This is a genomic window from Pseudonocardia aurantiaca (assembly GCF_039526725.1).
GTDB classification, from domain to species: Bacteria; Actinomycetota; Actinomycetes; order Mycobacteriales; family Pseudonocardiaceae; genus Pseudonocardia; species Pseudonocardia aurantiaca.
The window spans coordinates 38,548-61,836 of record NZ_BAAAJG010000005.1; the positions used below are offsets into that span (position 1 = coordinate 38,548).

Annotated in this window: 21 protein-coding genes; 7 read left to right on the forward strand and 14 right to left on the reverse strand. The window is 66.6% G+C overall.

Translation table 11 applies throughout. From position 1 onward, the window contains the following. Positions 1–40: 40 nt before the first annotated feature. From ABD143_RS08740 to ABD143_RS38160, 4 genes are all read right to left on the reverse strand, one after another. The gene (locus ABD143_RS08740; protein WP_343973979.1) at positions 41–1,267 is read right to left on the reverse strand and encodes a CaiB/BaiF CoA transferase family protein; all 1,227 of its coding nucleotides are present in this window, start codon (positions 1,265–1,267) and stop codon (positions 41–43) included. 36 nt (positions 1,268–1,303) lie between these two features. Beyond that, positions 1,304–2,071 carry an enoyl-CoA hydratase-related protein gene (locus ABD143_RS08745; RefSeq protein ID WP_343973982.1) on the reverse strand — a complete coding sequence of 256 codons (768 nt, stop codon included), beginning with the start codon at positions 2,069–2,071 and terminating at the stop codon, positions 1,304–1,306. Between the two features lie 100 nt (positions 2,072–2,171). Beyond that, positions 2,172–3,389, reverse strand: a complete 1,218-nt coding sequence (locus tag ABD143_RS08750) for an acyl-CoA dehydrogenase family protein (protein ID WP_343973985.1) — start codon at positions 3,387–3,389, stop codon at positions 2,172–2,174. A 90-nt stretch (positions 3,390–3,479) separates the two neighbouring features. Continuing rightward, positions 3,480–3,857: a transposase family protein gene (locus ABD143_RS38160; RefSeq protein WP_379660001.1), complete on the reverse strand. Its 378-nt coding sequence runs from the start codon at positions 3,855–3,857 to the stop codon at positions 3,480–3,482. Between the two features lie 770 nt (positions 3,858–4,627). Between ABD143_RS38160 and ABD143_RS08760 the strand changes: the two genes are divergently transcribed. Continuing rightward, a complete protein-coding gene (locus ABD143_RS08760) occupies positions 4,628–5,632 on the forward strand; it encodes an RNA polymerase subunit sigma-70 (RefSeq protein ID WP_343973988.1) in 1,005 nt (334 codons plus the stop codon). A 118-nt stretch (positions 5,633–5,750) separates the two neighbouring features. Here the strand turns inward: ABD143_RS08760 and ABD143_RS08765 are convergent, their stop codons facing one another. Then, positions 5,751–6,317, reverse strand: a complete 567-nt coding sequence (locus ABD143_RS08765) for a dihydrofolate reductase family protein (RefSeq protein ID WP_343973991.1) — start codon at positions 6,315–6,317, stop codon at positions 5,751–5,753. Positions 6,318–6,784: 467 nt separating this feature from the next. Here ABD143_RS08765 and ABD143_RS08770 point away from each other — a divergent pair, with 467 nt between their 5' ends. Further along, positions 6,785–6,994, forward strand: coding sequence for an SHOCT domain-containing protein (locus tag ABD143_RS08770; protein WP_343973994.1), 210 nt, complete (start codon positions 6,785–6,787; stop codon positions 6,992–6,994). A 147-nt stretch (positions 6,995–7,141) separates the two neighbouring features. Here ABD143_RS08770 and ABD143_RS08775 read toward each other — a convergent pair whose 3' ends face one another. The 6 genes from ABD143_RS08775 to ABD143_RS08800 all read right to left on the reverse strand — a co-directional run bounded on the left by ABD143_RS08775 (position 7,142) and on the right by ABD143_RS08800 (position 14,449). Continuing rightward, positions 7,142–7,591 (reverse strand): VldE C-terminal domain-containing protein, encoded by a 450-nt coding sequence (locus ABD143_RS08775; RefSeq protein ID WP_343973997.1) that lies wholly within the window; start codon positions 7,589–7,591, stop codon positions 7,142–7,144. A gap of 117 nt (positions 7,592–7,708) precedes the next feature. Then, positions 7,709–7,840, reverse strand: a complete 132-nt coding sequence (locus ABD143_RS08780; protein ID WP_343974000.1) for a hypothetical protein — start codon at positions 7,838–7,840, stop codon at positions 7,709–7,711. Positions 7,841–7,977: 137 nt separating this feature from the next. Next, positions 7,978–8,409 (reverse strand): DUF7144 family membrane protein, encoded by a 432-nt coding sequence (locus ABD143_RS08785; RefSeq protein ID WP_343974003.1) that lies wholly within the window; start codon positions 8,407–8,409, stop codon positions 7,978–7,980. Between the two features lie 302 nt (positions 8,410–8,711). Further along, on the reverse strand, positions 8,712–10,445 hold the full coding sequence (locus ABD143_RS08790) for a SulP family inorganic anion transporter (protein ID WP_343974006.1): 1,734 nt from the start codon (positions 10,443–10,445) through the stop codon (positions 8,712–8,714). Positions 10,446–10,649: 204 nt separating this feature from the next. Continuing rightward, on the reverse strand, positions 10,650–13,427 hold the full coding sequence (locus ABD143_RS08795) for a cation-translocating P-type ATPase (RefSeq protein ID WP_343974008.1): 2,778 nt from the start codon (positions 13,425–13,427) through the stop codon (positions 10,650–10,652). 32 nt (positions 13,428–13,459) lie between these two features. After that, the gene (locus ABD143_RS08800; protein WP_343974011.1) at positions 13,460–14,449 is read right to left on the reverse strand and encodes a polyphosphate kinase 2 family protein; all 990 of its coding nucleotides are present in this window, start codon (positions 14,447–14,449) and stop codon (positions 13,460–13,462) included. A gap of 590 nt (positions 14,450–15,039) precedes the next feature. Between ABD143_RS08800 and ABD143_RS08805 the strand changes: the two genes are divergently transcribed. Next, a complete protein-coding gene (locus ABD143_RS08805) occupies positions 15,040–16,398 on the forward strand; it encodes an MFS transporter (RefSeq protein ID WP_343974014.1) in 1,359 nt (452 codons plus the stop codon). Positions 16,399–16,591: 193 nt separating this feature from the next. Here the strand turns inward: ABD143_RS08805 and ABD143_RS08810 are convergent, their stop codons facing one another. Continuing rightward, positions 16,592–16,813 carry a hypothetical protein gene (locus ABD143_RS08810; RefSeq protein ID WP_343974017.1) on the reverse strand — a complete coding sequence of 74 codons (222 nt, stop codon included), beginning with the start codon at positions 16,811–16,813 and terminating at the stop codon, positions 16,592–16,594. A 329-nt stretch (positions 16,814–17,142) separates the two neighbouring features. Between ABD143_RS08810 and ABD143_RS08815 the strand changes: the two genes are divergently transcribed. The 3 genes from ABD143_RS08815 to ABD143_RS08825 all read left to right on the forward strand — a co-directional run bounded on the left by ABD143_RS08815 (position 17,143) and on the right by ABD143_RS08825 (position 19,519). Further along, positions 17,143–17,976: a metalloregulator ArsR/SmtB family transcription factor gene (locus ABD143_RS08815; protein WP_343974020.1), complete on the forward strand. Its 834-nt coding sequence runs from the start codon at positions 17,143–17,145 to the stop codon at positions 17,974–17,976. Beyond that, on the forward strand, positions 17,973–18,572 hold the full coding sequence (locus ABD143_RS08820) for a dihydrofolate reductase family protein (protein WP_343974023.1): 600 nt from the start codon (positions 17,973–17,975) through the stop codon (positions 18,570–18,572). The genes ABD143_RS08815 and ABD143_RS08820 overlap by 4 nt, the downstream gene beginning before the upstream one ends. Before the next feature lie 116 nt (positions 18,573–18,688). Beyond that, entirely contained in the window at positions 18,689–19,519 is an 831-nt protein-coding gene (locus tag ABD143_RS08825) for an NmrA family NAD(P)-binding protein (protein WP_343974026.1), read from the forward strand. A 231-nt stretch (positions 19,520–19,750) separates the two neighbouring features. Here the strand turns inward: ABD143_RS08825 and ABD143_RS08830 are convergent, their stop codons facing one another. Together ABD143_RS08830 and ABD143_RS08835 are read right to left on the reverse strand one after the other, a co-directional pair. Further along, positions 19,751–20,821, reverse strand: coding sequence for an SLAC1 family transporter (locus ABD143_RS08830; protein ID WP_343974030.1), 1,071 nt, complete (start codon positions 20,819–20,821; stop codon positions 19,751–19,753). A gap of 39 nt (positions 20,822–20,860) precedes the next feature. After that, positions 20,861–22,255, reverse strand: a complete 1,395-nt coding sequence (locus ABD143_RS08835) for an FAD-dependent oxidoreductase (protein WP_343974033.1) — start codon at positions 22,253–22,255, stop codon at positions 20,861–20,863. Here ABD143_RS08835 and ABD143_RS08840 point away from each other — a divergent pair. Next, entirely contained in the window at positions 22,246–23,262 is a 1,017-nt protein-coding gene (locus ABD143_RS08840) for an AraC family transcriptional regulator (protein WP_343974036.1), read from the forward strand. The genes ABD143_RS08835 and ABD143_RS08840 overlap by 10 nt on opposite strands. Positions 23,263–23,289 lie beyond the last annotated feature (27 nt).

Here is a 23,289-nt window from a genome sequence, read left to right on the forward strand (position 1 = left end):
ACGGGTGCCGTGTATGCGGTGCCTGACCCGCTCCTAGCTCTTAGCGATGCCCAGATACGGCGCCGCTCGCGAGGAGGCCGTCGATCTGTTTCGAGTCGAAGCCTAGCTCCTGGAGAATCTCTTCGTTGTGTTCGCCAAGTTCTGGGGCACGCCTGGCCGGCACCTTCTCGACATCATGCACCTGCATCGGACTGCTGATCGTGGATTGTAAGTGGTCGCCAGCGCCATCCAGCGGAACGACGATGTCATTCGCTCGCAGCTGCGGATCGTTGATCACGTCTTCCGGCCCGCGCACAGCGCCGAACGTGACGTGGACGCCACTGAAAACGTCGTGCCAATGCGCCATCGGCTGCGCGCCGAAGACTTCGTCGAGAATGGCCGTCAGCTGGGACATGTTCGCCATCAGCTTCGCCGGATCGGAGAATCGCGGATCCGTCAAGAGGTCGGTGCGGCCGATGGCCGCCGCCACGGCCGCCAACTTGTCCGGCGTGATGATGAGAACGAACCAGGTGCCGTCGGAAGCCTGGTACACGTTCAAAGCCGCATTTGCCGGGTTCTTTCGATCGAAAGGTCCGTAGAACTTCGCCCCGGTCAGCGCGGCCTGGATTGAAACACTCGCGGACCAGATACCTTCAGCTAGCAGCGAGGTTGAGACATACGCTCCCTGGCCGGTGCGCTCGCGACGATAAAGCGCGGTGACGATCGCGGAATAGAGGCCGACCGCGGTCGCATGGTCACCGCTACCGGCCACCGGCCAGGTCGGCGGCTCGCCGGCCTGGCGCGTCATCGACAGCAAACCGCTGCGCGCCCAGTATGCCGTGATGTCGAAGCCGGGCAGAGCGGCGTCCGGCCCTTTTTCGCCGAAGCCTGTGACATCAGCATAGATCAGGCGCGGATTCCACTGTGCCACGTCGTCGTATTCGAGCTGCAATCTCCTGCGGGCCGGATGCGGCGTATTGACGATGAGCACATCGGCCCATTTGACGAGCCGTTCGAGAACCAGCTGAGAGCTCGGGGATTTCAGATCAAGCACCATGCCGCGCTTGTTGCGATTGGCCAGATGGAACTGATAGGGAATCTCCGACTGCGGCTGCGGGGGGATCTCGTTCCCGTGTCTCCAGAGATCGCCGGATGGCGGTTCCACTTTGATGACTTTCGCGCCGAAATCGGACAAGATCACCGCGGCGCTGGGCGCCGCGATGAAGCTCGCGAAGTCCACCACCTGCAATCCCGAGAAGATGTTATCTGTTGTGTTTTCAGTTGCCATAGGTGGTTCCTCGTTCTCCTGTTCGCGCTTCGAGGTTCAGCGTGCGTGGAACTGGGCGGGACGCTTCTGCAGGAAGGCCTGCGTACCCTCGTATTTATCTTCGGTTCCAGCACAGAGGCCGAAGAGCGCGGCTTCGAGTGACAAGCCTTCGGCCTGACTTGTCGCCGATCCCTTGGTTACCGCCGCAAGTGCGTACTGCACTGCGAGCGGAGCGTTGGAAAGAACCTGGTTCAGAATTCCTTCAGCCCGCGCGATCAACTCCGCGGCTGGTACGACTTCATTCACCAGTCCGATGCGATAGGCCTCTTGGGCGCTGATCATCTCGCCGGAAAGAATGAGCTGCAGCGCGCGGCCCCGTCCCACCAGCCGGGGAAGACGTTGGGTCCCGCCCCCGCCGGGAATGACCCCCAGTTTTACTTCTGGTTGGCCAAACTTTGCGTCCTGGGCGGCAATTCGAATGGTGCAAGCCATCGCCGTTTCGCAACCGCCGCCAAGCGCAAAGCCGTTGACGGCTGCGATCACCGGCTTGCCGAGATTCTCGACGAGATTAAGGACTTCTTGTCCGTACGCGCTGGACCCTTCCGCTTCTATAGCGGTGGCCTGAGCGAGTTCGCCAACGTCGGCTCCGGCGATGAACGCTTTATCGCCTGCTCCGGTCAGGATGACACCGCGCACGTCGGCGTCATCCTGCGCATCCGCAAAAGCCGCTCTCAGGTCCTGCCACGTCCGTTGATCGAGGGCGTTGAGCACCTTGGGACGGTTGACCGTTACATAAGCGATGGCGCCCCTCTTCTCGTACAGCACATTTTCAAGCGTTAGTGCTGTTCTTGGCGAGTTCATGAGTGTATCTCTTTCCTTTCCGTGCTGCGTGCGTAAGGTGGCCAGCAGTCCCGACATGCGTTCGTTAATGCACGAAAGCGCTCAAACCCGTGACAGCTCTGCCGACAATCAGGTTCTGCATCTGGTAGGTGCCTTCGTAGGTGTAGAGAGCTTCTACGTCTGCGAAGAAGCGTCCGACGCCGTAGTCAACCGAGATGCCGTTGCCGCCGCAGATCTCCCTGGCCCACGCCACCGTCTCGCGGCTTCTGGCCGTGCAAAACGCCTTGGCGACAGACGCGTGAGCGTCCGTCAGCTTGCCTTCATCGTGCAATTGAGCCATGCGCGTTGCCAGGCACTGGCAGGCCGTAATGTTCTCGATCATCTTGGCGAGGAGGTCCTGAATCATCTGGAACGAGGCGATCGGCCTGCCGAACTGCATCCGCTCCTGCGCGTACTTGAGCGCGTGCTCGTACGCCCCCATCTGGGCGCCGGTCGACATCCACGCAACGCCGTAGCGCGTTACCCTCAATACTCGCGCCGTGTCGCGGAACGACCTGTCCAGCTGGAGGCGGTTGGCTTCCGGCACACGGCAGCCGGCCAGCGTGATGTGACCGTTCTGGACGACCTTTAGCGCCATCTTGTCGGTGATCTTTTCGACGCTGAAGCCGGGTGTCGTCTTGTTCTCGACGATGAAGCCCTTCACCTGGTTGTCCTCGACGTCGCGCGCCCAGATGATCGAAATGTCGCACCAGGGCGAATTGCCGATCCACTTCTTCTCACCGTTCAAGACCCAGGTGTCACCCTCGCGCTTCGCAGTCGTCAACAGTCCGCCGGAGGCACCCGAACCCACCTGCGGCTCCGTGAGTCCGAAGCAGCCGATCTTTTCAAGGCGGATCATCGGCGGGAGCCACTTCTGCTTCTGCTCCTCCGATCCGCCGAGATAGATGCTGCCCATCGCAAGTCCGTTGTGGACGCCGAAGAAGGTCGCGAACGACGGGTCGACGCGCGCGAGCTCCATCGCGATGAAGCCGAAAAGCGCAACGCTTCCACCGCGGCCGCCGTAACCCTCGATCGCGACACCACCCACGTTCAGCTTTTGCAACTCCGGCAGCAGCTCAAAGGGAAAGGTGTCCTCGAGCCAGTACTTCGAGATGACCGGCGCGACCTTGGTCTCCGCGAACTCACGTACCTGTCTGACAATGTCTTGTTCGTCAGCGCTCAATGTCGACCTGACGTCGTAGAAGTCGCTATTCGGGGCCGGGAGCGGCTTCGATTGCTTGGTTTCCTTGCTGTGCGTTACCATATCCGGGCTCCTGCAATTCGTTCGTTGATTCCGTGGTGGAGTATCCGTAGTTGTACCTGTCGGCTTGTCGGCTTCAGCTCGTCGGTGATTTCAGCTCCGTTCTTCGGCTGATGGGCCCAGCGCCGGCCGGCCGGTGTCGTGGCAGGTCACCACCAGCAGATTTGGTGAACCTCGACCCGCGGGCCGCGCCCAGGGCACCGCGGCGACCACAACCCCGTGCTCAGCGCACGACACCCGCTGGGTCGTGGCCTGCAGGTGCACCTGCGTCGACCCAAGATCAAAGGCTCGCCACCGGCGGGCAGCCGGGCTGGTGTCATAGCCCGGACAGCGACGCCGGCACCGTGCGCACCGCCGGCCAATGCCGGCTTTCGGGCGGACCACCGCGATCAGCACCTCCCCGCCGCGGCCCCGGGCGCCAACTCCACCGACTCGATCACCGTGTGCTCGACCCCGAGCACCTTTCGCCATACCTCGTCATCCCCGTCATGGTCATTCCGAGATGTGGTAGCCCGGAACCCTGGACAGGGCACGGCGTGCGGCCGCAACGATCATGAACTGGCGCACGGAAACGTCAGTAGCGCCGAACACACGATAGTAGGGTTATGTCCGGGTTCTAGAGGCAAACGGCCCAAAACAATAACTCAAACGGCGACAATAAGCGCAAACGTCACAATAACTTGTTGCTTGCTGATAAGTAACTAGCCAATCCTCGAGATCATCCTCAGACGGCTTCGGTATCCAGGGATTGGGGTTGCCCCTGGCGAGTAGGACGAGGGTGTCGAACAGTGGCCGGTGTCGATCGAATCCAAATGTGCGCCGACCTGGTCATCGACCCCCTCGGCATGTGCGACCATCCGCCGTGGGGCACGGTCGGTGATCGTTACGACGCAATGATCGAATCGTTCTGGGCAACTCTGCAACTCGAAGTTCTGGACCGAGGAATGTGGGAGAGACGTGATGGTCTCGCCAACGCGATTTTCTCGTACATGGAGGGTCACGTGGCCCCGCGGATGGAGCCATCCTCACGGGGCGAACTCGCGACAGTTGAACACGCGAGCCCGCCAGTCGGGACCCCACCTCAGACATCGAGGGGGTGCCCGACCCGGAGCACGTCCCCTGGATCGACCCGACCCACCGGCCTGACGAACGGCCCGGTGTCAGCGGCTTCACCGATCAGAAATCCTCCGCCACGTCGTCAGTTCTGGTAGCCCCTCGCACCGGTGGAAGGATTGACGACCATGACCGACGCCAGACTGCAGGGCGCCGACGAGGCCACGTTCATCGCGGCGGTCCGCGCGGAGGACACCGCGCGGTTCGCGCTCCTGACCGAGCGCCATCGGCGTGCGCTGCAGGTGCACTGCTACCGGATGCTCGCGAACTACGAAGACTCCCAGGACCTGACACAGGAGACGTTCCTGCGAGCGTGGAACAAGCGGGAGTCGTTCGATGGACGCGCTGCGTTGCGGACCTGGCTGTATCGGATCGCGACGAACGCCTGCCTCGACTTCCTGGAGAAGCGCAACCATCGCACGCCCCTGCCTGCCGGGCTGCCGGGCGGTGGCTCGGAGGTGCGGTACCTGCAGCCCTACCCGGACCGGATGCTTCCCGAGGACCCGCATGAGTCGGCGGTGGCGCGGGAGACGATCGAGTTGGCGTTCATCGTCGCCGTCCAGCACCTGCCGCCGCGCCAGCGGGCGGTGCTGATCCTTCGTGACGTCCTCGGCTGGCCGGCGGCGACGACCGCCGATGCGCTCGAACTCAGCGTCGCATCCGTGACCAGCGCCCTGCAGCGGGCGCGCGTGACGATGCGCGAGCAGTTGCCCGACCGCCGACTCGACTGGCGCACCCCCGCTACGCACGAGCTGTCGGACGACGAACGTGCCACGGTGAAGGCGTGGGTGGACGCCCACGAGCGCAACGACCTCGATGGGCTCCTGTCCCTCATGCGCGAGGACCTGCGCTTCGCGATGCCTCCGGACCCCGGCGTCTGGGTCACCGCAAAGTCCGCGATGGACGCCTGGGTCTCGGGTGGGTTCGGCGGGCCCGGATACGACGACTGGCGCTGCATCGTCACGACCGTCAACCGCATGCCTGCGGTCGTGGAGTACCTGCGCACGCCCGACCACCCCGTGTACCGGCTGTTCGCCATCGATGTTCTGCACATCGTCGACGGGAAGGTCGCCGAGCTCACCGGATTCCCCGCCACCGACAAACCATGGCTGGGCCTGCCCCCGACACTGTGATCAAACAACAACGGGATCAGGCAACAACGCGAACACCACCGCCCCGCCGGCGTTGCCGGCGGGGCGCGTCAGGAAGGATTTCGACCTGGGCCTCACGAGCCGAGCATGTGCCCCGTGCTCATCGCCTCGTCTCGTATCGGGTCAGTACCACGCCGCCGGGAAACGTCCGCGTCTCCAGCAGGTTCAGGTTCACCCAGCTGTCCAGCGCGGTGAAGAACGGCGTGCCGCCGCCGCCCAGGACCGGGTAGGTGGCCAGGGCGTACTCGTCGATCAGCCCGGCCCGCATGGCAGCCCCGGCGAGAGTTGCGCCGCCGATGCTCATCGGGCCGCCGTCCTCGGCCTTGAGCCGGGTGATCTCGGCGACCGCGTCGCCGGTGACCAGGCGGGTATTCCAGTCGACCTTGTCGATCGTCGAGGAGAACACCACCTTCGGCGTGTCCCGCCAGTTCCGCGCGAACTCGATCTCCGCCGGGGTGGCGTTGGGCAGCTGGTCGCCGGTGGGCCAGTAGGAGCTCATCGTCTCCCACAGCTTGCGCCCGTACAGCGCCAGGCCGCTCGCCCGGTCCTGGTCGAGCCACCACTGGAACAGTTCGTCGCTCGGCGGCCCGCCCCAGCCGATGTCGTCGCCGGTCGCGGCGATGTAGCCGTCCAGGGTCACGTTCATGCCGAAGATCAGTTTCCGCATCGTGCCAGCCTCCCGTGAGTCGATCTCACACGTACAGACGGGCGCGGCGCGGAAACCTAATCGGTGCGCGATCTGCGTACTCAGGGACGACGACCAACCGAATCGGTAGCGGCTGGGTTGCGGGTGCGAACCGCGCTGCGCCGCTACAGCGACCCTGAGGAGGCGCGCAGGCGACGCCGTCCTGACTCTTGCCAACCTTTGTGATCTCGAACCGGGGTAGCGTGCTGACCTGCAGGTTCGGTGCGTGGTGTGCGCGGTTTGGTGCACTAAGCCTGGCTCGTAGGGGTCGGGGATCGTGGCGTACGTGCGCACGGTGCAGACCGCGTCCGGGGCGACCGCGGTGTCCTAACACGACCTCGCCGCGCGGCCGATCTACCACCACAAACGCGAGTCCATCGAGGCGCACCTGACGATCGTGTTCGCAGCGCTGGCAGTCCCTCGCCTACCTGATCGCGCAGGGCGTAGGGATGGGCGAGCGCAGGCGGGACGGAGCCGCGGCGGCCCGCGCGAGCTTCGAGAGCGACGTCCGCGCGATCGCCGCGGACGGCCGGACCGGCCCCGCCGACCAGATCGCCACGGCGAAGAAGCTCCTGGACGACGGCGACATCACCCGCGACGAGTACGAGACCCTGAAGCGGAAGGCGCTCGGGATGCCCGCGGCCGAGCAGGCGCGGTGACGAAGACGTCGAGCGACCGAACTCGCGACTGAGAACCCGGGGGGACAATCGGAGTCGATGACGGACGCGGACCGGGTCCGGCTCCCGTCCGCGGCTATGCGGCCCGGATCACGAGGCAGCAGCACCGGCCACGGGTGTGAATCTCCTTCAGGAGCAGAGGTCCTCAATCGATACATCCTCCGGGGCATCGCTCTCGAAGGAGATGTGCACGTGATCGAAGTGATTGACAGTGATCCCACCGCGGTCCTCCATCGGCTCCCACTCGTCGCCGTGGTTGATCCGTTGCTCCCAGATCACGTATTTGACGGCGAGATCCTCGATGTTGTCCAGTGCGCAGGAGGCGAGGTCATCACCGGTGTCGGGATCGACCATGAAGTCGACGGCCAGGCCATCCGGGTGGTCGGAGGGGCCCGCCCGTCCCCCCACACCGTGCATCGTCCGAACGTCGAACCGGCAGCCGAGGAATTCAGCCACGGCGCGCACATAGTCCTCCACCGCGCCGAGGCCCGACGTGCGCGGGTGGCAGTCGGCGAGCTCGATCGCCGCGGCGGCAACTACTCTTTTGTGGACGATTACCGGGGAGGTCGCGGTGAGCATGAGCCCGCCGACGAACGCGATGACCGCTGTCCTGATCAATGTTGACATATAGATCCTCCTTGGCCATATATCCCCCTCCCTTCGCCTCGATGGAGCCCGCTCACGGACGCAGCAGTGTTATCGCGCGCCATTGAGGTCGGAGAGCACGACGAACAGAAGCCAGAACCAGAGGACGAAGCCGAAGAAGACGACCATCGTCCAGATCAGGCCGAAGAGCGGGTATCCACTTTCCGCTCGCGCCAACACCATGTCGATCTCCCATGAGATTCGGTGCGGTGCGGTGCGGTGCGGTGCGGAGCGGGGGTTCCGCGCGCCTTCACGGCCCCCGTCCTCCCGCCCGCGGCCTCACCCGCGTCCGGCGTACGACGCAGGCGAAGCGGACTCCGTCACTCGGTCCGCGGCTCGCGCTGGTAGGTGATGAGCGCCCAGATGACGATCGCGTCGACCAGGATGAGCAGGATCGACCAGATCGGGAAGTAGGGGATGAACGCAAAGTTCGCGAACATGCTGAGCGCGGCGACGACGACGCCGACGACCCGCGCCCAGGTGACACCCTGCAGGACTCCGACACCCGCGACCGCGACGAGCGCGCCGAGGATCAAGTGCACCCAGCCCCAGCTCGTGAGGTCGAAGGAGTAGAGGTATTGCGGCGTACTGAGGTAAACCTCGTCGTGCAGGATCGCCGAGAGGCCGGCCAGGACGCCCCACACACCGCCCACCATCATCAGGACGCCGGCGAACATGGCGAAGCCGGTCAGCCACTTTGCCGGGGCCGCGGGGGCCGCGGGGGTCGTGGGGGTCGTGGGGCGCGTGGTCATCGGGGGTCCCTCCCGTCGTCGTGAAACGCATGTGCAGGCTGACCCCGGGCGCAGCGCGCTGGCCCATCCGCAGCGGGTGATTCCACGGTGAGCGACTCCACAGGCCAGCAGTTCCCGCAACCCCGCGTTCGTCGCGCCGGTCGTAGCGGACGACGCTGTCCAGCAGCACGTCCTGGACCGAGCACCGCCGCGGACTGACCGCCACCCACCGCAGCCCCACGGGGAGGTGCGCCGAGACTCGGTGGCCGGCATGGTCGATGGATCAGGCCTGGACCCGATCCACTTCTTAAGACCACAGATCTTCAGTCCGTCTCTTTGGCCGCACCTTGGCCCCACTCGGCGCCCGTTTCCTTCAGGAACGCCGCAACCGCGACCTCGAGCGTGGGGAAGAAATGCGATGGATCAATCGTCCGGGTCAACCCATACCGATCGATCTTGTGCCGCACGGGGTCCTTCATCTCCGCGAACACGAGGCTGACACCGTTCGCATTGAGGTCCAGGTCGAGATCATGGAGCATGTCCGCGGCGGTGGTGTCGACGTCCGTGATCGGCTCGGCCGCGACGACGATCCATTTCGGAGATGGCTCGGACCGCGCGAGCTCCTGAATCTGTTCGCGGAACGTTCGCGCGTTCGCGAAGAACACCGGGCCATCGAACCGGAAAATCACGCACCCGCGAAGTCGTTCGGCGTTCGGGTAGCTGCGCACATCGTGGAACCCGGAAATTCCCGGAACCCGGCCAAGAACGGTCTGATACGGCCACCACGCCCGACGGAAGACGTTGCCGATCGAGAGCGCAACGGCCACGAGGATGCCGGGCAGCACACCGAGCACGACGACCCCGACGAAAGCCGCGACCGACAGCGAGAACTCGGTCCGGCGAACACGGTAGAGCCGCAGCGTGCCCGGGATGTCGGCCAGCGAGATCGACGCGGCGATCACCACCGCCGCCAGGGTCGGTTGCGGCAGGTTCCGAAGCAGCCCAGGGGCCAGCAGCAGGATCAGGGTGATCGCAATCGCTCCGACCAATCCTGTGACCTGGGACTTTGCGCCGGACTGCTCCGCCACGGCGGTCCGTGAACCGCTCGTACTGACCGGAAACCCCTGGAAGAGGCCAGCTGCGATGTTCGCAGCCCCGATCCCGATCATCTCCTTGCTGCCGTCGACCACCTGTCCGGTGCGGGCCGCGAACGCGGAGGCGGTCGAGATCGTGTCGGCGAGCGACACGAGTGCGATGCCGAGGGCGCCTGCCAGCAGCAGCGCCAGGTCGGAGAGCTCGACGTCCGGGATGGTGAGTGGCGGGAACCCCTGCGGTAACACGCCCACCAGCGCGACACCGCGCTCCCCGAGGTCGAACAGTCCCACCGCGACGATTGACAGCACCACCACGACCAGCACAGCGGGGACCTTCGGGAGCACTCGCTGGAACGTCACGATCAGGATCAGCCCGCCGGCGCCGATCGCCAGTGCAGCCGGGACGGTCTCGCCGATCGCAACGCCGTGCACGAACCCGACGACCTCGCCGACGAAACCTTCCCCCTCCGCTGAGAAGCCGAAGAGCTTGGGGAGTTGCCCCACCAGGATCGTGAGGGCCAGGCCGTTCATGTAGCCGATCATCGTCGGCTTCGAGATCAAGTCCGCGACGAAGCCGAGCCGGCCGACGCCGGCGAGCACCGTGATCGTTCCCGTCATGAGCGCGAGCACGGACGCGAGCGCGATTGCGCGCTGCGGGTCCCCATTCGCTACGACCAACGGGAGGATCGTGGCGGCGATCATGGGCCCGAGCGACGAGTCCGGTCCCAGCACGAGGATTCTGGAGGGGCCGAACAGCGCGTAGCCCACGAGGCAAAGGATTGACGTATACAGACCGGTGATCGCAGGCAGGCCGGCGAGCTCCGCGTAGGCCATTCCCTGTGGCACCAGAAGGGCGGTCAGGACCAGCCCGGCTACCAGGTCTTTGGGGAGCCATCGGGCCCGGTAGGAGAACAGCGTCGCCAGTCCCGGAGCAAAGGAATGCACGAATCCGCCGCGCCGCATCGGAGGCTCCGCCGCGCCTGCTTGGTGCAGGTTCACCATGGCAGACTACTCGTCAGACCCGAATCAGCGAGACGTCGCAGTACAGAGTCCTGAGGGCGCGGATACGTGGCCGCGACCAAGAACCTGTTCCGCGACGGAAGCACCGCCGAGTCCTTAGCAACCACGGCTCGGGAAGGTCGCGGCCCCTTCGCGACCGTTCCCCGGTCATTTCCCCGAGATCGAGCCGGCCGTGCGGGCATTCGCGACGCGATCGGCTGGTGTGCGGCCCTCTCGCTCACCGAGGCGTCGCGCGATCAGCTTCCCCAGCTCCCAGAGGATCAGGAGCCCCGCGGCAGGCACGAGAGCCAACATGAACTGCCGCAGGTTGATCTCCGTCGTGCCCAGGAGGCGCCGGAAGACGTCCATCTGCGTGACCAACACCGCGAGTGCGAACTCGACGAGCACCGCGATGTTCATCTGCTTGCTGTCGAACGTGGTCGTGGTCAGCACGCTCTCGGTCGCGCTGCGGCATTCGAGCGCGGCGACGATCAAACAGAGCGCGAAGGACGTGAACGCGATGGACCGGCCGATCTCGAGGTCACCGAAGAGCGTCGAACCGATGACGATCAGCGCGAGCAGGCTGATGCTGATGAACAGGCCGGTGAGACCCACGGTGATGATCGTGCCGGGCGTCAGCACCGACTGACCGCGCGGGCGTGGTCGCAGCCGCATCAGCCCGGGGGTCTCCCGGTCGAAGCCGAGCGCGAATCCGAACGCCGCGTTGACGAAGAAGTGGATCCAGAGGACCTGAGCGGGGGTGAACGGTTCACCCGCGGCGATGTTGAACAGGCTGGCCCCGAGGAACGTCAGGACGAACACGACGAGCAGGATCAGCACGAAGCGGATGTACTTCGTCAGGTTGTCGTAGATCTTCCGACCCTGTTCGACCGCGAAGACGATCGTGGCGAAGTTGTCGTCGGAGAGGATCATCCGGCCGGCGTTCTTGGCCACGTCGGTGCCAGAGCCCATGGCAATCCCGATGTCCGCCGCCTTGATCGCCGGTGCGTCGTTGACGCCGTCCCCGGTCATCGCGACGACATCGCCATTCTTCTTCAGCGTGTCGACGAGAAGGACCTTGTGTTCCGGGGCGACCCGGCCGACGACGCCGATCTCGTCGATGCGAGCGAGCCGCACCTGTTCCGGCAACGCGGCGAAGTCGGTGCCCAGGATGGCTTCGCCGGGAATCCCGAGCTGCTGGGCGACGGCGACCCCGGTCGTGACGTCGTCGCCGGTGACCATCCGGACCCGGATGTTGGCGGCCTGCGCGTTCGCCACGGCCGCCTTCGACTCGGCGCGAGGCGGATCGACCATCCCGACCAGGCTCGTCACCTCGAGGTCGACGACGTACCCGAGCAGGTCGCCCTCGCCGTCGAACTCGGCCGGGTCGAGATCCCGCACGGCTGCCGCCATCACCCGTCGCCCGGCCTGCTCCATGCGTTCCATGTGAGCGTTCGCCCGCGCCTTGAGGTCGGCGTCCCACGGGATCCGGCCCTCGGCGGACAGCGCGGCGGCCGCGCGGCCCATCACCGCCGGTGCGGCGCCCTTCACGAAGCATCGGACGATCGGTCGGCCGTCCACGTCGGTGGCGGCGTTGAACGTGGCCATCAGCTTGTAGGTGGGGTCGAACGGCAACGTGGCGAGCCGGGGCAGGCTCTCGCGCGTGTCCTCGATGTCGAGGCCGGCCTTGTACCCGAGCACCAGCAGGGCGCCTTCCGTTGGGTCGCCGACAACTCGGCCGTCGACCAGTTGGGCGTCGCTCGCGACGAGATACGGCAGGATCGCGGCCTCGATCAACGGCGAGGTCCCCGCCGCGTGGTGGATCTTGCCTTCCAGGCCGTAGCCGGTGCCGGAGACGGTGAAGCGATTCCCCGCGGTCACGACCTCCACCGCCGTCATCTGGTTCATCGTCAGCGTGCCGGTCTTGTCGGAGTTGATCGCCGACGTGAACGCGAGCGTCTCGACCGACGGGAGTTCCTTCACGATGGCGTTGCGCTTGGCAAGGTCCACGCCACCGAGGGAGAGGATCATCTGGGTCACGGTGGGCAGCGCCTCGGGGATGGCCGCGATCGCGAGGGCGACCGCGCTGACGAACAGCACGTCCCAAGCCTCGCCGCGGCTGCGGCCCAGAACGAACATCACGACCATCGTGAGGCCGGCCGCCGCCGCGATCCACAGGGTCAGCCGGTCGAGCTCTGTGGTGAGTGGTGACTTCTCCCTGGCGGTGGCCGAGAGCATCGCCGAGATCTTCCCGAGCTGGGTGTTCTCCCCTGTTCCGGTGACGATCAAGACTCCGCTGCCGTGCGTGACCGGGGTGTTCATGAATGCCATGTTCGTCTGGTCACCCGGACCGAACCGGCCGCCGCCGAGGGTGCGCGCGTCCTTTGCTGCCGGCACGCTCTCGCCGGTGAGCGCCGACTCGTCGATCTGCAGGGCGCTGGCCTCGATGATGCGCCCGTCCGCCGGGACCTGGTCCCCGGCGGAGACGAGCACGACGTCGCCGACGACCAGTTGTTCGGCGGGAAGATCCGCCGCGTCCCCGTCTCGCCGCGTTCTGGCCGTCGCCTTCATCAGCGACTTGAGGGCGTTCATCGCGCTTTCGGCCTTGCCCTCCTGCCGGAGCCCGACGACCGCGTTCAGCACGGTCAACCCCAGCAGGAGGACGGCGGTGCCCCATTCACCGATCAGGACCGACACCACTGCGGCGGCGAGCAGGATGATCTGCATGTAGCTGCGGTACTGGTCCAGGAAGCGTCGCCAACCCGGTTTCGGTCGTTCCTCGGGCAGCGCGTTCGGCCCGTTCGCGCGCAGCCGTTCCGCCGCCGTCGCCGAGGGCAGGCCGACGGCGGGGTCGACGCCGAGTGCCTCGGCCACCTCATCCGGCGAGCGCGCGTGCCATTCCTCACCTGTCGTTGCCGCGACCTGCGACGATTGCCCGGCGTGCACCGCATTCTCCGATCTGGATCGAACCGACCCGGCTATACCCGCGCCTTCTTCGCCTTCTTTCCCGAACCCCGTCGCTGGTGCCCGTTGCGGCCCGCGATGTACGGGTCGGGGGCGGCCCCTTCGGGCGCCTCGGCCTCGAGCTCGCGCTTGACCACGCCCAGGTTGTGCCGGGCCTCGTCACTCACCGTCGGGTACCGGGGGTCTATCTCGATCAGCGTGTGCGCTAGGACCGCCCCAACGCAGATGCGCGCAAACCACTTGCGGTCGGCCGGGACGACGTACCAAGGCGCCCACTTCGTGCTGGTCGCGGACAGCATCTCCGAGAACGCCTTCTGGTAGTCGCCCCACCGCCGACGCTCCCGGACGTCGGCCGCGGAGAACTTCCAGTTGCGCTCCGGAACGTCGATCCGCCTGAGGAAGCGGGTCCGCTGCTCCTCCTTGGACAGGTTCAGGAAGATCTTCACCACCTTGAATCCGTTGTGCGACAGGTAGCGCTCCCAGTCGTTGATCTCCCCGTATCGCCGGTCCCACACGTTCTTGCCCTTGGACGCCTTCGGCAGCTTCTGGCGATCAAGATTCTCAGGGTGAACCCGCACCACGAGGACCTCCTCGTAATGTGATCGGTTGAATATCCCGATCTCCCCCCGGGCCGGCAAGCGGCAAGCGTAACGCCACAGATAGTCGTGATCGAGCTCCTCCGCCGACGGGACCTTGAAGCCGCTGACATGCACGCCCTGCGGGTTCACCCCGCTCATGACGTGACGAATCGTCCCGTCCTTGCCTCCCGCATCCAGGGCCTGCAGGCACATGAGCACGCCGTGGGTGCCCTCAGCGGCAAGGCGCGCTTGATAGTCCGCCAACAGCGCGATACCCGTGTCGAGCAGCTCGACGCCGTCCTTCTTCCGGAGGAAGTCGGATCGGTAACCGGGGTCGAAGTCGTTCGCCAGGTCCACCTTCGCGCCCGGGTCCACGCGCAACGGATCGATGAGCCTCGCAATTCGCTTGGCTCGCTTGTCGGTCATCGTCAGCCGGCCCTCCCCGATCGGACGCCCCCAAGCCACCGGTCCTCGTCCCTGATACGACGACCGAGAGCGTGCTCCGCCAGACGCGGTACCGGCCTCGTCCGGAAAGGGTGAGCGCAACGTCACGAACGATCATGGTCCCGCCGTTCGCGGTTCCGGCTCGGCCGGTCGTAGGTGGCGGACCTCCCGGCTCAGGTGGTCGTCCGGACGACGCTCGGGTCGCAGACGACGAGCTGCGCGGCGGTCAGCCCAAGACGCACGTTCCCCGTCCCTGCGTCCACGGCCCCACCCGGATCGGACGAACGAGGTCCGCAACGCCCGCCCGTAAGACCCATTCGGCCGTTCACCCGACGTAGGCGAGGCGCCCGCAGCCGGTCGCGTTGCAAGCTGACTCGATGCGGGCAGGACGCGCGACCCCGCACCGGAGGAGGATGGAGCGATGAACGGGACGCGGCCGGGCCGGCGGATCTGCCTACGTGCTCGACCGCTGTTCCACGACCTCGCCCGTCCGGGCGCCGGCGATTAGGCGGGCGGGGCGCGACATGGCGGAGAGCACCAGCCCCCCACGGCCGTCCGCGTCCCTGCGGAGGATGCTTGTCCCGCTCGCCCTCGCTCAGTTCATCTGCAGCTTCGCGGGCTCGAACATGAACGTGATGATCAACGACCTCAGCGTCGATCTGAACACCACGGTTCAGGGCGTACAGCTCGCGATCACGGCGTTCTTGCTGGTCATGGCCGCACTCATGATTCCCGGCGGCAAGCTGACGGACCGTTGGGGCCGCAAGCGTTGCTTCGTGCTCGGCCTCACCATCTACGGGCTCGGCGCCCTGATGAGCGCGGTCGCGCCCGGCCTCGGCATCCTCATCCTGGGCTATTCGATCCTTGAAGGCGTCGGGACGGCCTTGCTGATCCCGCCCGTCTACATCCTCACGACGATGCTGTTCACCGACCTGCCGTCGCGGGCACGGGCATTCGGCGTGATCACGGGGATGGCCGGCATCGGCGGCGCGGCAGGGCCGCTGATCGGAGGTCTCATCACCACCGGGATCAGCTGGCGGGCCGCGTTCGTCTTCCAGGCCCTGATCGTCGCGATCGTCGTCGCCCTCGGCCGCCGAATCGTCGATCCGGTGGAGCCGGACCCGACCAGGCCCTTCGACACCCTCGGTGCGGTCCTCTCGGCTGCCGGCCTGGTGTGCCTCGTGATGGGGATCCTGCAGGCGGGGAGCAACACCGTGCTGATGGCGGGCCTGCTCGCGATCGGCGCGCTCTTCCTCGTCTGGTTCGTCCTCCACGTCCGGGCCCGGGAGCGAGCCGGGAAGGAGCCATTGCTGTCCATCAGCCTCTTCCGTAACCGCACGTCGAACCTCGCGCTCGTCACGCAGAACGTCCAATGGCTGCTGCTCATGGGCATCGCGTTCGTCGTTTCGGCCTTCCTCCAGGTCGTCCGCGGCTACAACGCGATCCAGACGGGCGTGATCTTCACGTCCGCGACGGCCGGCATCCTCGTCTCGTCGCTGGCTGCCGAACGGCTGGCCAGAAAGCGCGCACAGCGGACGCTGATCCTGGCTGGGTTCCTTATCATGATCGCCGGGATCGGGGTATTGATCGCCCTGTTGAACACCTCGCGGAGCGCCTGGGCCTTCGCCCCCGGACTCCTGCTCATCGGGCTGGGGCTCGGAACGATGCTGACACCGTCGGTCAACGTCGTGCAGTCCGCCTTTCCCGAGGACCAGCAGGGCGAAATCTCCGGGCTGTCGCGCTGCGTATCGAACCTAGGCTCGTCGCTCGGCACGGCGATCGCAGGCACGATCCTCGTCGTCGGCCTCCACAACCCGTATCAGGGATACGTCCTCGCGATGATCGTGCTGGCGGCACTCGGACTCATCGGCCTCATGGCCGCGATGGCGCTCCCCCGGGCGACCACCCGAAAGGGCCACGCCGTGTCGTGACGGATCGCGTTGCCCGGGGTCAGGGCATGCTGTGAGAGTCGCGCCGAGGATCTCCCCGAGGCCGGCTGGCTGCGGTCGATCTCGGCGTCGCGGTGCTGGACTGGGCCCACGCCGGAGCCCGGGGGTGAGATTCCCCCGGGCGACCCGACTACTAAAGAGCGAGAAGGACCCGCTGTCGGGTAGAGCGTCGGTGTCAGCGGCGGAATTCAGGGGATTCGACTCCGTTGATTGCGGCCATGGATGCCCCCATCTCATCGCTAACCCGCCGCAACACGTCCAGGAGGACGAAGGTGTCCTCGTTCAGGCGTCGGGTGACTGCGCTCCGACCGCGCCAGCCGGTATCCACAGTGGCGTGCCAACCCAGTCCCGAGCCTTCGGGCGAGGTGTTCTCGCGGGTGTACTTGCCGGTCAGCACGCCGCTGGCTAGCGGGGCCTACGGGGTGACGCCGAGGCCGAGTTCCCGTGCGACGCCGAACAGCTCGCCCTCCACGGTGCGCTGTAGCAGGGAGTACTCGACCTGGATGGCGACGACGTTCGCCCAGCCGCGCACCTGCGCTCGCCGAGCTGGAGAAGTTCTTGATCTCTCGCGGATTGCATCCGGGCACGGGGCTGGGCTGGTTCTGCGACGTTCTGAGCTTGACCGCGGCGGGCGCGCACCGCGCCGCTGCTCGTGCTGCAGCGGGTCCGAGCTCGATCCGAGATATTCCTTGACACGAATATTCGTATGGATGAATACTTCGGTCCATGAACTGGATCGCCTCAGCACTTGGAGACGGCGCGCGGTGGCGCATCGTGGAACTCCTCGCCGAGCGGCCCCGGTCTGTCGGTGAGCTGGCTGAGCTGACCGGGTTACGTCAGCCGCAGACCACCAAGCACCTCCAGACCCTCTCCCGCGCCGGCCTCGTCACCGTCTCCCCGCTCGGGCAACGTCGCGTCTATGCGGTCGAGACGGCTCCCCTGGCAGCTCTCGAGCGTCGGCTGCGAGAACTGGTCGAGACCATCGAGGCGCACGCAGACGAGCGAGACGTCATCGCGCGGTACCGCGCTGCCATCGAAGCGGAATCCGCGATCGCGGACCGGGAACGGTGGGCGGACGGGCGCACCTTCTCCTTCGAGCGCGTGCTGGCCGCGCCCCGTGCCGTCGTCTGGCGCCAGTGGGTCGACGCGGACCTGCTCGCGTCCTGGTGGGCTCCGCCGTCGATGACGGTCACCGACTGCGTCCTCGAGCCAAAGCCGGGTGGCCGCGCCGTTCTCGAATACCGCGATGCGGAGGGGCGGTACCGCTCCGAGGGACGGGTCCACACCGCGAAGGAACCCGAGCACCTCGAGTTCGACATCTCGGTACTGGACGCGGCCGGGGCGATCTCGTTCACCGGCCACTACGACCTGACCCTCACTGAGGTCGAGGACGGCACCCGGCTCCGGCTCGGCCTGCGCATCACCGAAACGACCGTCGAGGCCGTGCCCTACATCGCCGGGATCGAAACCGGCTGGGGACAGGTGCTCGACAACCTCACCGAGGCCGTCTGTGTAGCCCAGCGCGCCACCGAGCCCAACGGAAAGGACGTAAGTTCATGACCAACCCGACCATCCCCAGGGTGACCGCGAACATCTGCCTCACCCTCGACGGGCGTTACAGCGGTCCCGGCGGTCCCGGTGATATGGGTGCGATCGTCCCGTACGCGACCACCGAGGTCGCGCGAGACCACCTCACCCGTATCTGGGAGACCGCGTCGACGGCGCTGCTCGGCCGTCTCAATGCCGAGGGGTTCCTGGGGTTCTGGCCGTCGGTCGCCGACGATGAGAACGCCGATCCACGTGATCGCGGCTACGCGAAGTGGCTCGTGGACGCGGAGAAGGTGGTCCTCTCGACCACCTTGACCGAGGCGCCGTGGGAACGCACCCGCGTGGTGAACGCCCCGGCCGCGGCCGTCGTCGCCGAGCTCAAGGCAACCGGCAAGGGCGACATCCTCGTCAACAACAGCGCCAGCGTCATCAAAGCGCTCCTCGCGGCGGACCTGCTCGACCGGCTGTATCTCATGGTCTGCCCCGAGATCGCCGGGGGCGGGCAGCGGCTGTTCGACGACGGCCTGCCAAGTTCGAAGTGGACGCTCACGCACCAGGAGATCGGCGAGCTCGGCGAGATCGCCCTGATCTACGACCGCGCGCGCTGATTGCCGCAGTGCCCCGCATTCTTCCCTGTTTCGCCCTGGACGAACGTCGCGACTCCGACCTTGACCTCGAGTGCAGTTGAGCTTCTAGCGTCGTCGGCGAGGAAAGGGGTTCAACTGTGACAACACTTGTTACGGGCGCCACAGGGAACACCGGCCGGCACGTTGTGGCAGAGCTGGTCCGCCGAGGAGAGCGCGTTCGGGCATTGACGCGGAATCCGGCTGCGGCAGCGGGGAGGTTTCCGGCCGAGGTGGAGTTGGTGGCCGGCACGCACACGACACCGGAGAAGTTGGACGCCGCCCTCGACGGCGTCAGCCGGTTGCATATAACGGTGACGACGGGGCTCGCCGAGGTCGGGCCCGAGTTGGTGCGGCGGGCGGTTGGTGCGGGTGTGCGGCGCATCACCGTGGTATGGGGTGGTGGCGTGGGGCCGGTGGAGGAGGCTGTGGCGGACTCGGGTGTGGAGTGGACACGCCTGGAACCGCAGGAGTTCATGTCCAACACGTTGACTTGGATCGAATCGGTTCGGGCCGAGGGTGTCGTGCGCGAGCCGTACGACTTTCCCAGCGCGCTGGTCCACGAGGCCGACATCGCGGCAGTGGCGGCAGTCGCGCTGCTCGACGATGGCCATGCAGGGCGTGTCTACAACCTCACCGGGCCCGAATCGCTGACCCCACGCGAACGGATCGCAATCCTGTCTCGGGCAATCCGCCGCGACATCGTATTCGCCCCGATCACGCACGAACAGGCCGTCGGCAGGCTGATGGCCACCGGGGTGTCCCGGGCGGACGCCGAATATGTCGTCGGCTGGTACGCCGCTCCCGACGATGCCTCCACGACCGTCGTCGACACCGTCGAGCAGGTGACCGGCCGTCCGGCGCGCACGTTCGCCCAGTGGGCGGCCGAGCACGCAGAACGCTTCCAGGCGCCCCGTGTTACGGCTGGTTAGGAGGGTCCTGAACAACTCCGCCCGTAGCGAGCGGCGTCCAGGTGGGTGCATCGCAAGGCGGGCGATCGGGCCGATACCGCTGTTGTATCGGCCCGATGGTCCAACGCCGCGAGGTGCCCGCCTGGGCGTCGCGCAGTAGGGCCGAGTTGTTCAGGGCGCTCCTAAGTGCCGCATCAGAGAACGTCGCAGACCGGAGGGGTACTGACTGTCCCGGAATGTCGAGCAGATCACTCATGGTCGTCGTCCCTCTGTGTCATGAGTCGTGTTGGTCCCGGTCGGCCCCGCCGACGCGGGGCGGGTTGAGAACAGCCACCGGATGCCGATCGCGGCGACGAAGACCGTGATGGCGGCGACGACCAACCATGCCCACAGCTGCCACAGCGACGGCCGCTCGATGTCGAGCCAGTCGATGGCCTGCCTGGCAACGGCGGCGAAGGGGAAGGTGAACGACCAGAACCCCGTCGAGAACGTCAGCCGGCGGTAGGCCGGGATGAGCCCGATCTGCATCAGCGCGAGCACCACGGTGAGACCGACGAGCGAGTACGCCACCGGGTCGGCGTGGCCGCCGTTGAGGCTGAACCACGCGGTCCCGCCCACTGCGGGCGGCGCGATGTAGATCGCGAGTGTCGGCAACAGCGGGGCTGGAAGCTGCCCTTTCAGGGTGATGCGAGTGAGGATGAGCGCCCCGACGACCACCCAGAAGAAGACGCCGACCGCGAACGCGCCGAGCCCGAGGCCGTGCAGCCCGATCGTCCCGGCCGAGGTTGCGGCGATGAACCCGCCGGCGACCGTCGGGAGGAAGTACCCGCCGTGGACGTCCTCGATGTGCAGCAGCCCACGTGACCACTGCGCGAGCAGCCACCCGGCGAACAGCGCAGCGACCACGATGAACGCGACCATGAGCCCGACCCCGAGCGCGGGGAGGAACTCGTACACCTCCGCCCCGATGAGCATTCCCACGATCGGCACAAGAGCGGCGATCGGTCCCTGCGCGGAATTCCGCAGCTGGTCGACGAGACGTTCGGCCGAGCGCCGCCCGCGAACCGTGTGAGCCACGACCAGCCAGACCCACGCGACCGTCGTGAGCACCCACAGGGTGACCGCGACGGTCGCGGGTGCGCCGAGCGTGCCGGTCGCCAGCGACCATGTGTCCGCCAGACCCGCGAGCCCGAAAGCGATCCCGAACGTGTTCATCGGGATGCGCAGCGGCGACATCGGTGCGGCGACGCCGGCCACGGCCCGCAGAGCCGCCGGCGAGGTGCGCTCCTGCGACGGGGCGGGCACCTCGATCGGGTATGACATGTCACTACCTCTCGACTGGATCCGCATGGTTCCGCGGAATTAGGCGGGCACGATGGTGGCGAGGACCTCGTTGAAGCCCTCGGTGGCGCTGGGGTGGGTGTAGATGGCGTCGCGGAGCTCGCTTGCGGTCACCTGGTGCCGAATTGCGAGAGCGACGGTGTTGACGAGTTCCTGGGAGTCCAGGCACAGGAGGGCTGCGCCGAGGATCTGGTCGGTGTCGGCGTCGATGACGAACTTCATGAGGCCGCGGGTGTCGCCGACGATGCGGGCGCGGGGCATCGCGGCGATCTGCGCGATCGGTTTGCTGGCGATCGTGACGCGGTGGCCGTGGTCGCGGGCCTGCTTTTCGGTGAGTCCGACGGTGGACAGCGGCGGGGTGATGAACACCGTCTGGGGGACGGCGACGCGATCCTTGACGGTCCGGGTACCTGTCCCGATGAGTTGGTCGGTGACGATGCGGCTGTCGTCGAGGGAGATGTAGGTGAACTGGGGCCCGCCGTTGACGTCGCCGAGGGCGTAGATGTGCGGCTGGCTGGTGCGCAGGCGCTCGTCGACCTCGATCGCGCCACGATCGGTGGTCCGTACGCCGGCCGGCTCGAGTCCCAGGCCTCGGGTGACAGGGGTGCGTCCGACGGCGGCGAGGATGGTGTCGGCCTGCAGGGTGTGCCGGACGCCGTTCTGCTCGTAGGTGATCGTCACGCTGTTGTCGCTGTTGTCGTGCACGTTGGTGCAGCGTGCGCCGGGGACGATCGTGATGCCGTCGTCGGCGAGGATGCCGGTGGCGGCCGCGGCGATGTCGTCGTCCTCGCCTGCCATGAGGGCCGGTGCGGCCTCCAGGATGGTGACCTCGGAGCCGTACCGCCGGTACATCGCGGCGAACTCGACGCCGAGGTAGCCCCCGCCGAGCACCACGAGCCGGTTCGGCAGCGTGCTCGTCTGGAGCAGGTCGGTGCTGGTGGCCAGGTGCTCGCTGGCCCGTAGGCCGGGGATGTCGGGGATGACGGGTTCGGCACCGGTGTTGATGATGATCGTCTCGGCGCTGATCGTGAGCCGGTCGGAGCCGGCGGCCACCTCGACGGTGGTGGGATCGAGGAACCGTGCCCGCCCGGTGACCATGGTGACGGTGTCGATTGTGTCGAGCATCTGGAAGTTCTTGCCCCGTAGCAGCGTGGTCAGCTGCTCGACGGCTCCGATGGCCTGCTGGTGCCACGCCTGAGGTTCGTCGGCGTCGCGGCGGCTATTGGCGCGGTGGACGAGGGCCTTGGTCGGGACGCAGCCGATGTTGATGCAGGTCCCGCCGTGCATCTGGGCAGACTGCTCGACCATGACGACCCGCTTGCCCTGGCGGCCCATCGTCGCGGCGAGGGTCTTGCCGCCCTTGCCGAACCCGATGACCAGGACGTCTGCGTGAACTGGCTCTGTCGATGTGCTCATGCAGCAATGCTGCCTCGCGGCATATGATCTGGGGAGACCTGAAAATCTCGATTCTTGTCGCAGAAGTATCACCTGGCTGGAGGTGTCCGGTGGACTCGGTGAGCTACTTGATCCGCATGGCCCGGCTGCGGGGCACCGTCGACAAGCGGTGCCTGCTGGCCGGGCCCGCCCTCCTGGACCACGCGACGCGCACGCCTCGCGAGGTGCCCTTCCACCTGCTGCTGGAGGGTGCCTGCACCATCGAACTCGCCGGCCGCAGCCTCGACATGGCCCCTGGTGACATGGTCCTGCTGCCCCGCGGTAGCGCACACCAGATCCGCACCCACGGCCCCGGGCGACGCAGGCGGCTCACGGAACAATCGGGCGCCGCGTTCATCACCGCGCGAAGCGCCGGTGATGATCCCGAGGTCGATCTCTTCTGCGGTCACTACGATCTCGGGCCGGGTGCGGGCGAGGTGCTGTTCGCCAGCCTCCCCGAGGTGCTGCACGTCTCCTTCGATGCCGAGCCCGGCGAATCGGTACGGATGCTGAGCAGCCTGATGCGAAGCGAAGCGCAGCACGACGGACCCGGCACCGTCGCCATCGTGTCCGCGTTGTGCGACGCGCTGCTGGCGATGGTGCTGCGCTCGACACCGAACCGCCGACTCGAGGGCGACGTGCTGTGGACCGCGGTGCAGAACGCAAGCCTGCGGAAGGTCGTCGAGGCCGTTCTCCACCAGCCCGATCGTGGCTGGACCATCGCCGATCTCGCCGAGCTCGCTGCAATGTCACGCGCCACGTTCATCCGCCAGTTCACCCGCGCCACCGGCATGAGCGCCGGGGACTTCCTGACCCGCATCCGCATGATCACCGCGGCTGAGCTCCTGAGAACCACCGATGAATCCGTCGGCATGGTGGCGGCCTCGGTCGGCTACCGATCCGAGTCGGCGTTCGTCAAAGCCTTCCGGACGGCGACGAACTCGACACCAGCGCGGTTCCGACGAAACCATGCGCGAGGCGCGGCGTAGTGAGCTTTCCGGGTAGTTGATCATTTC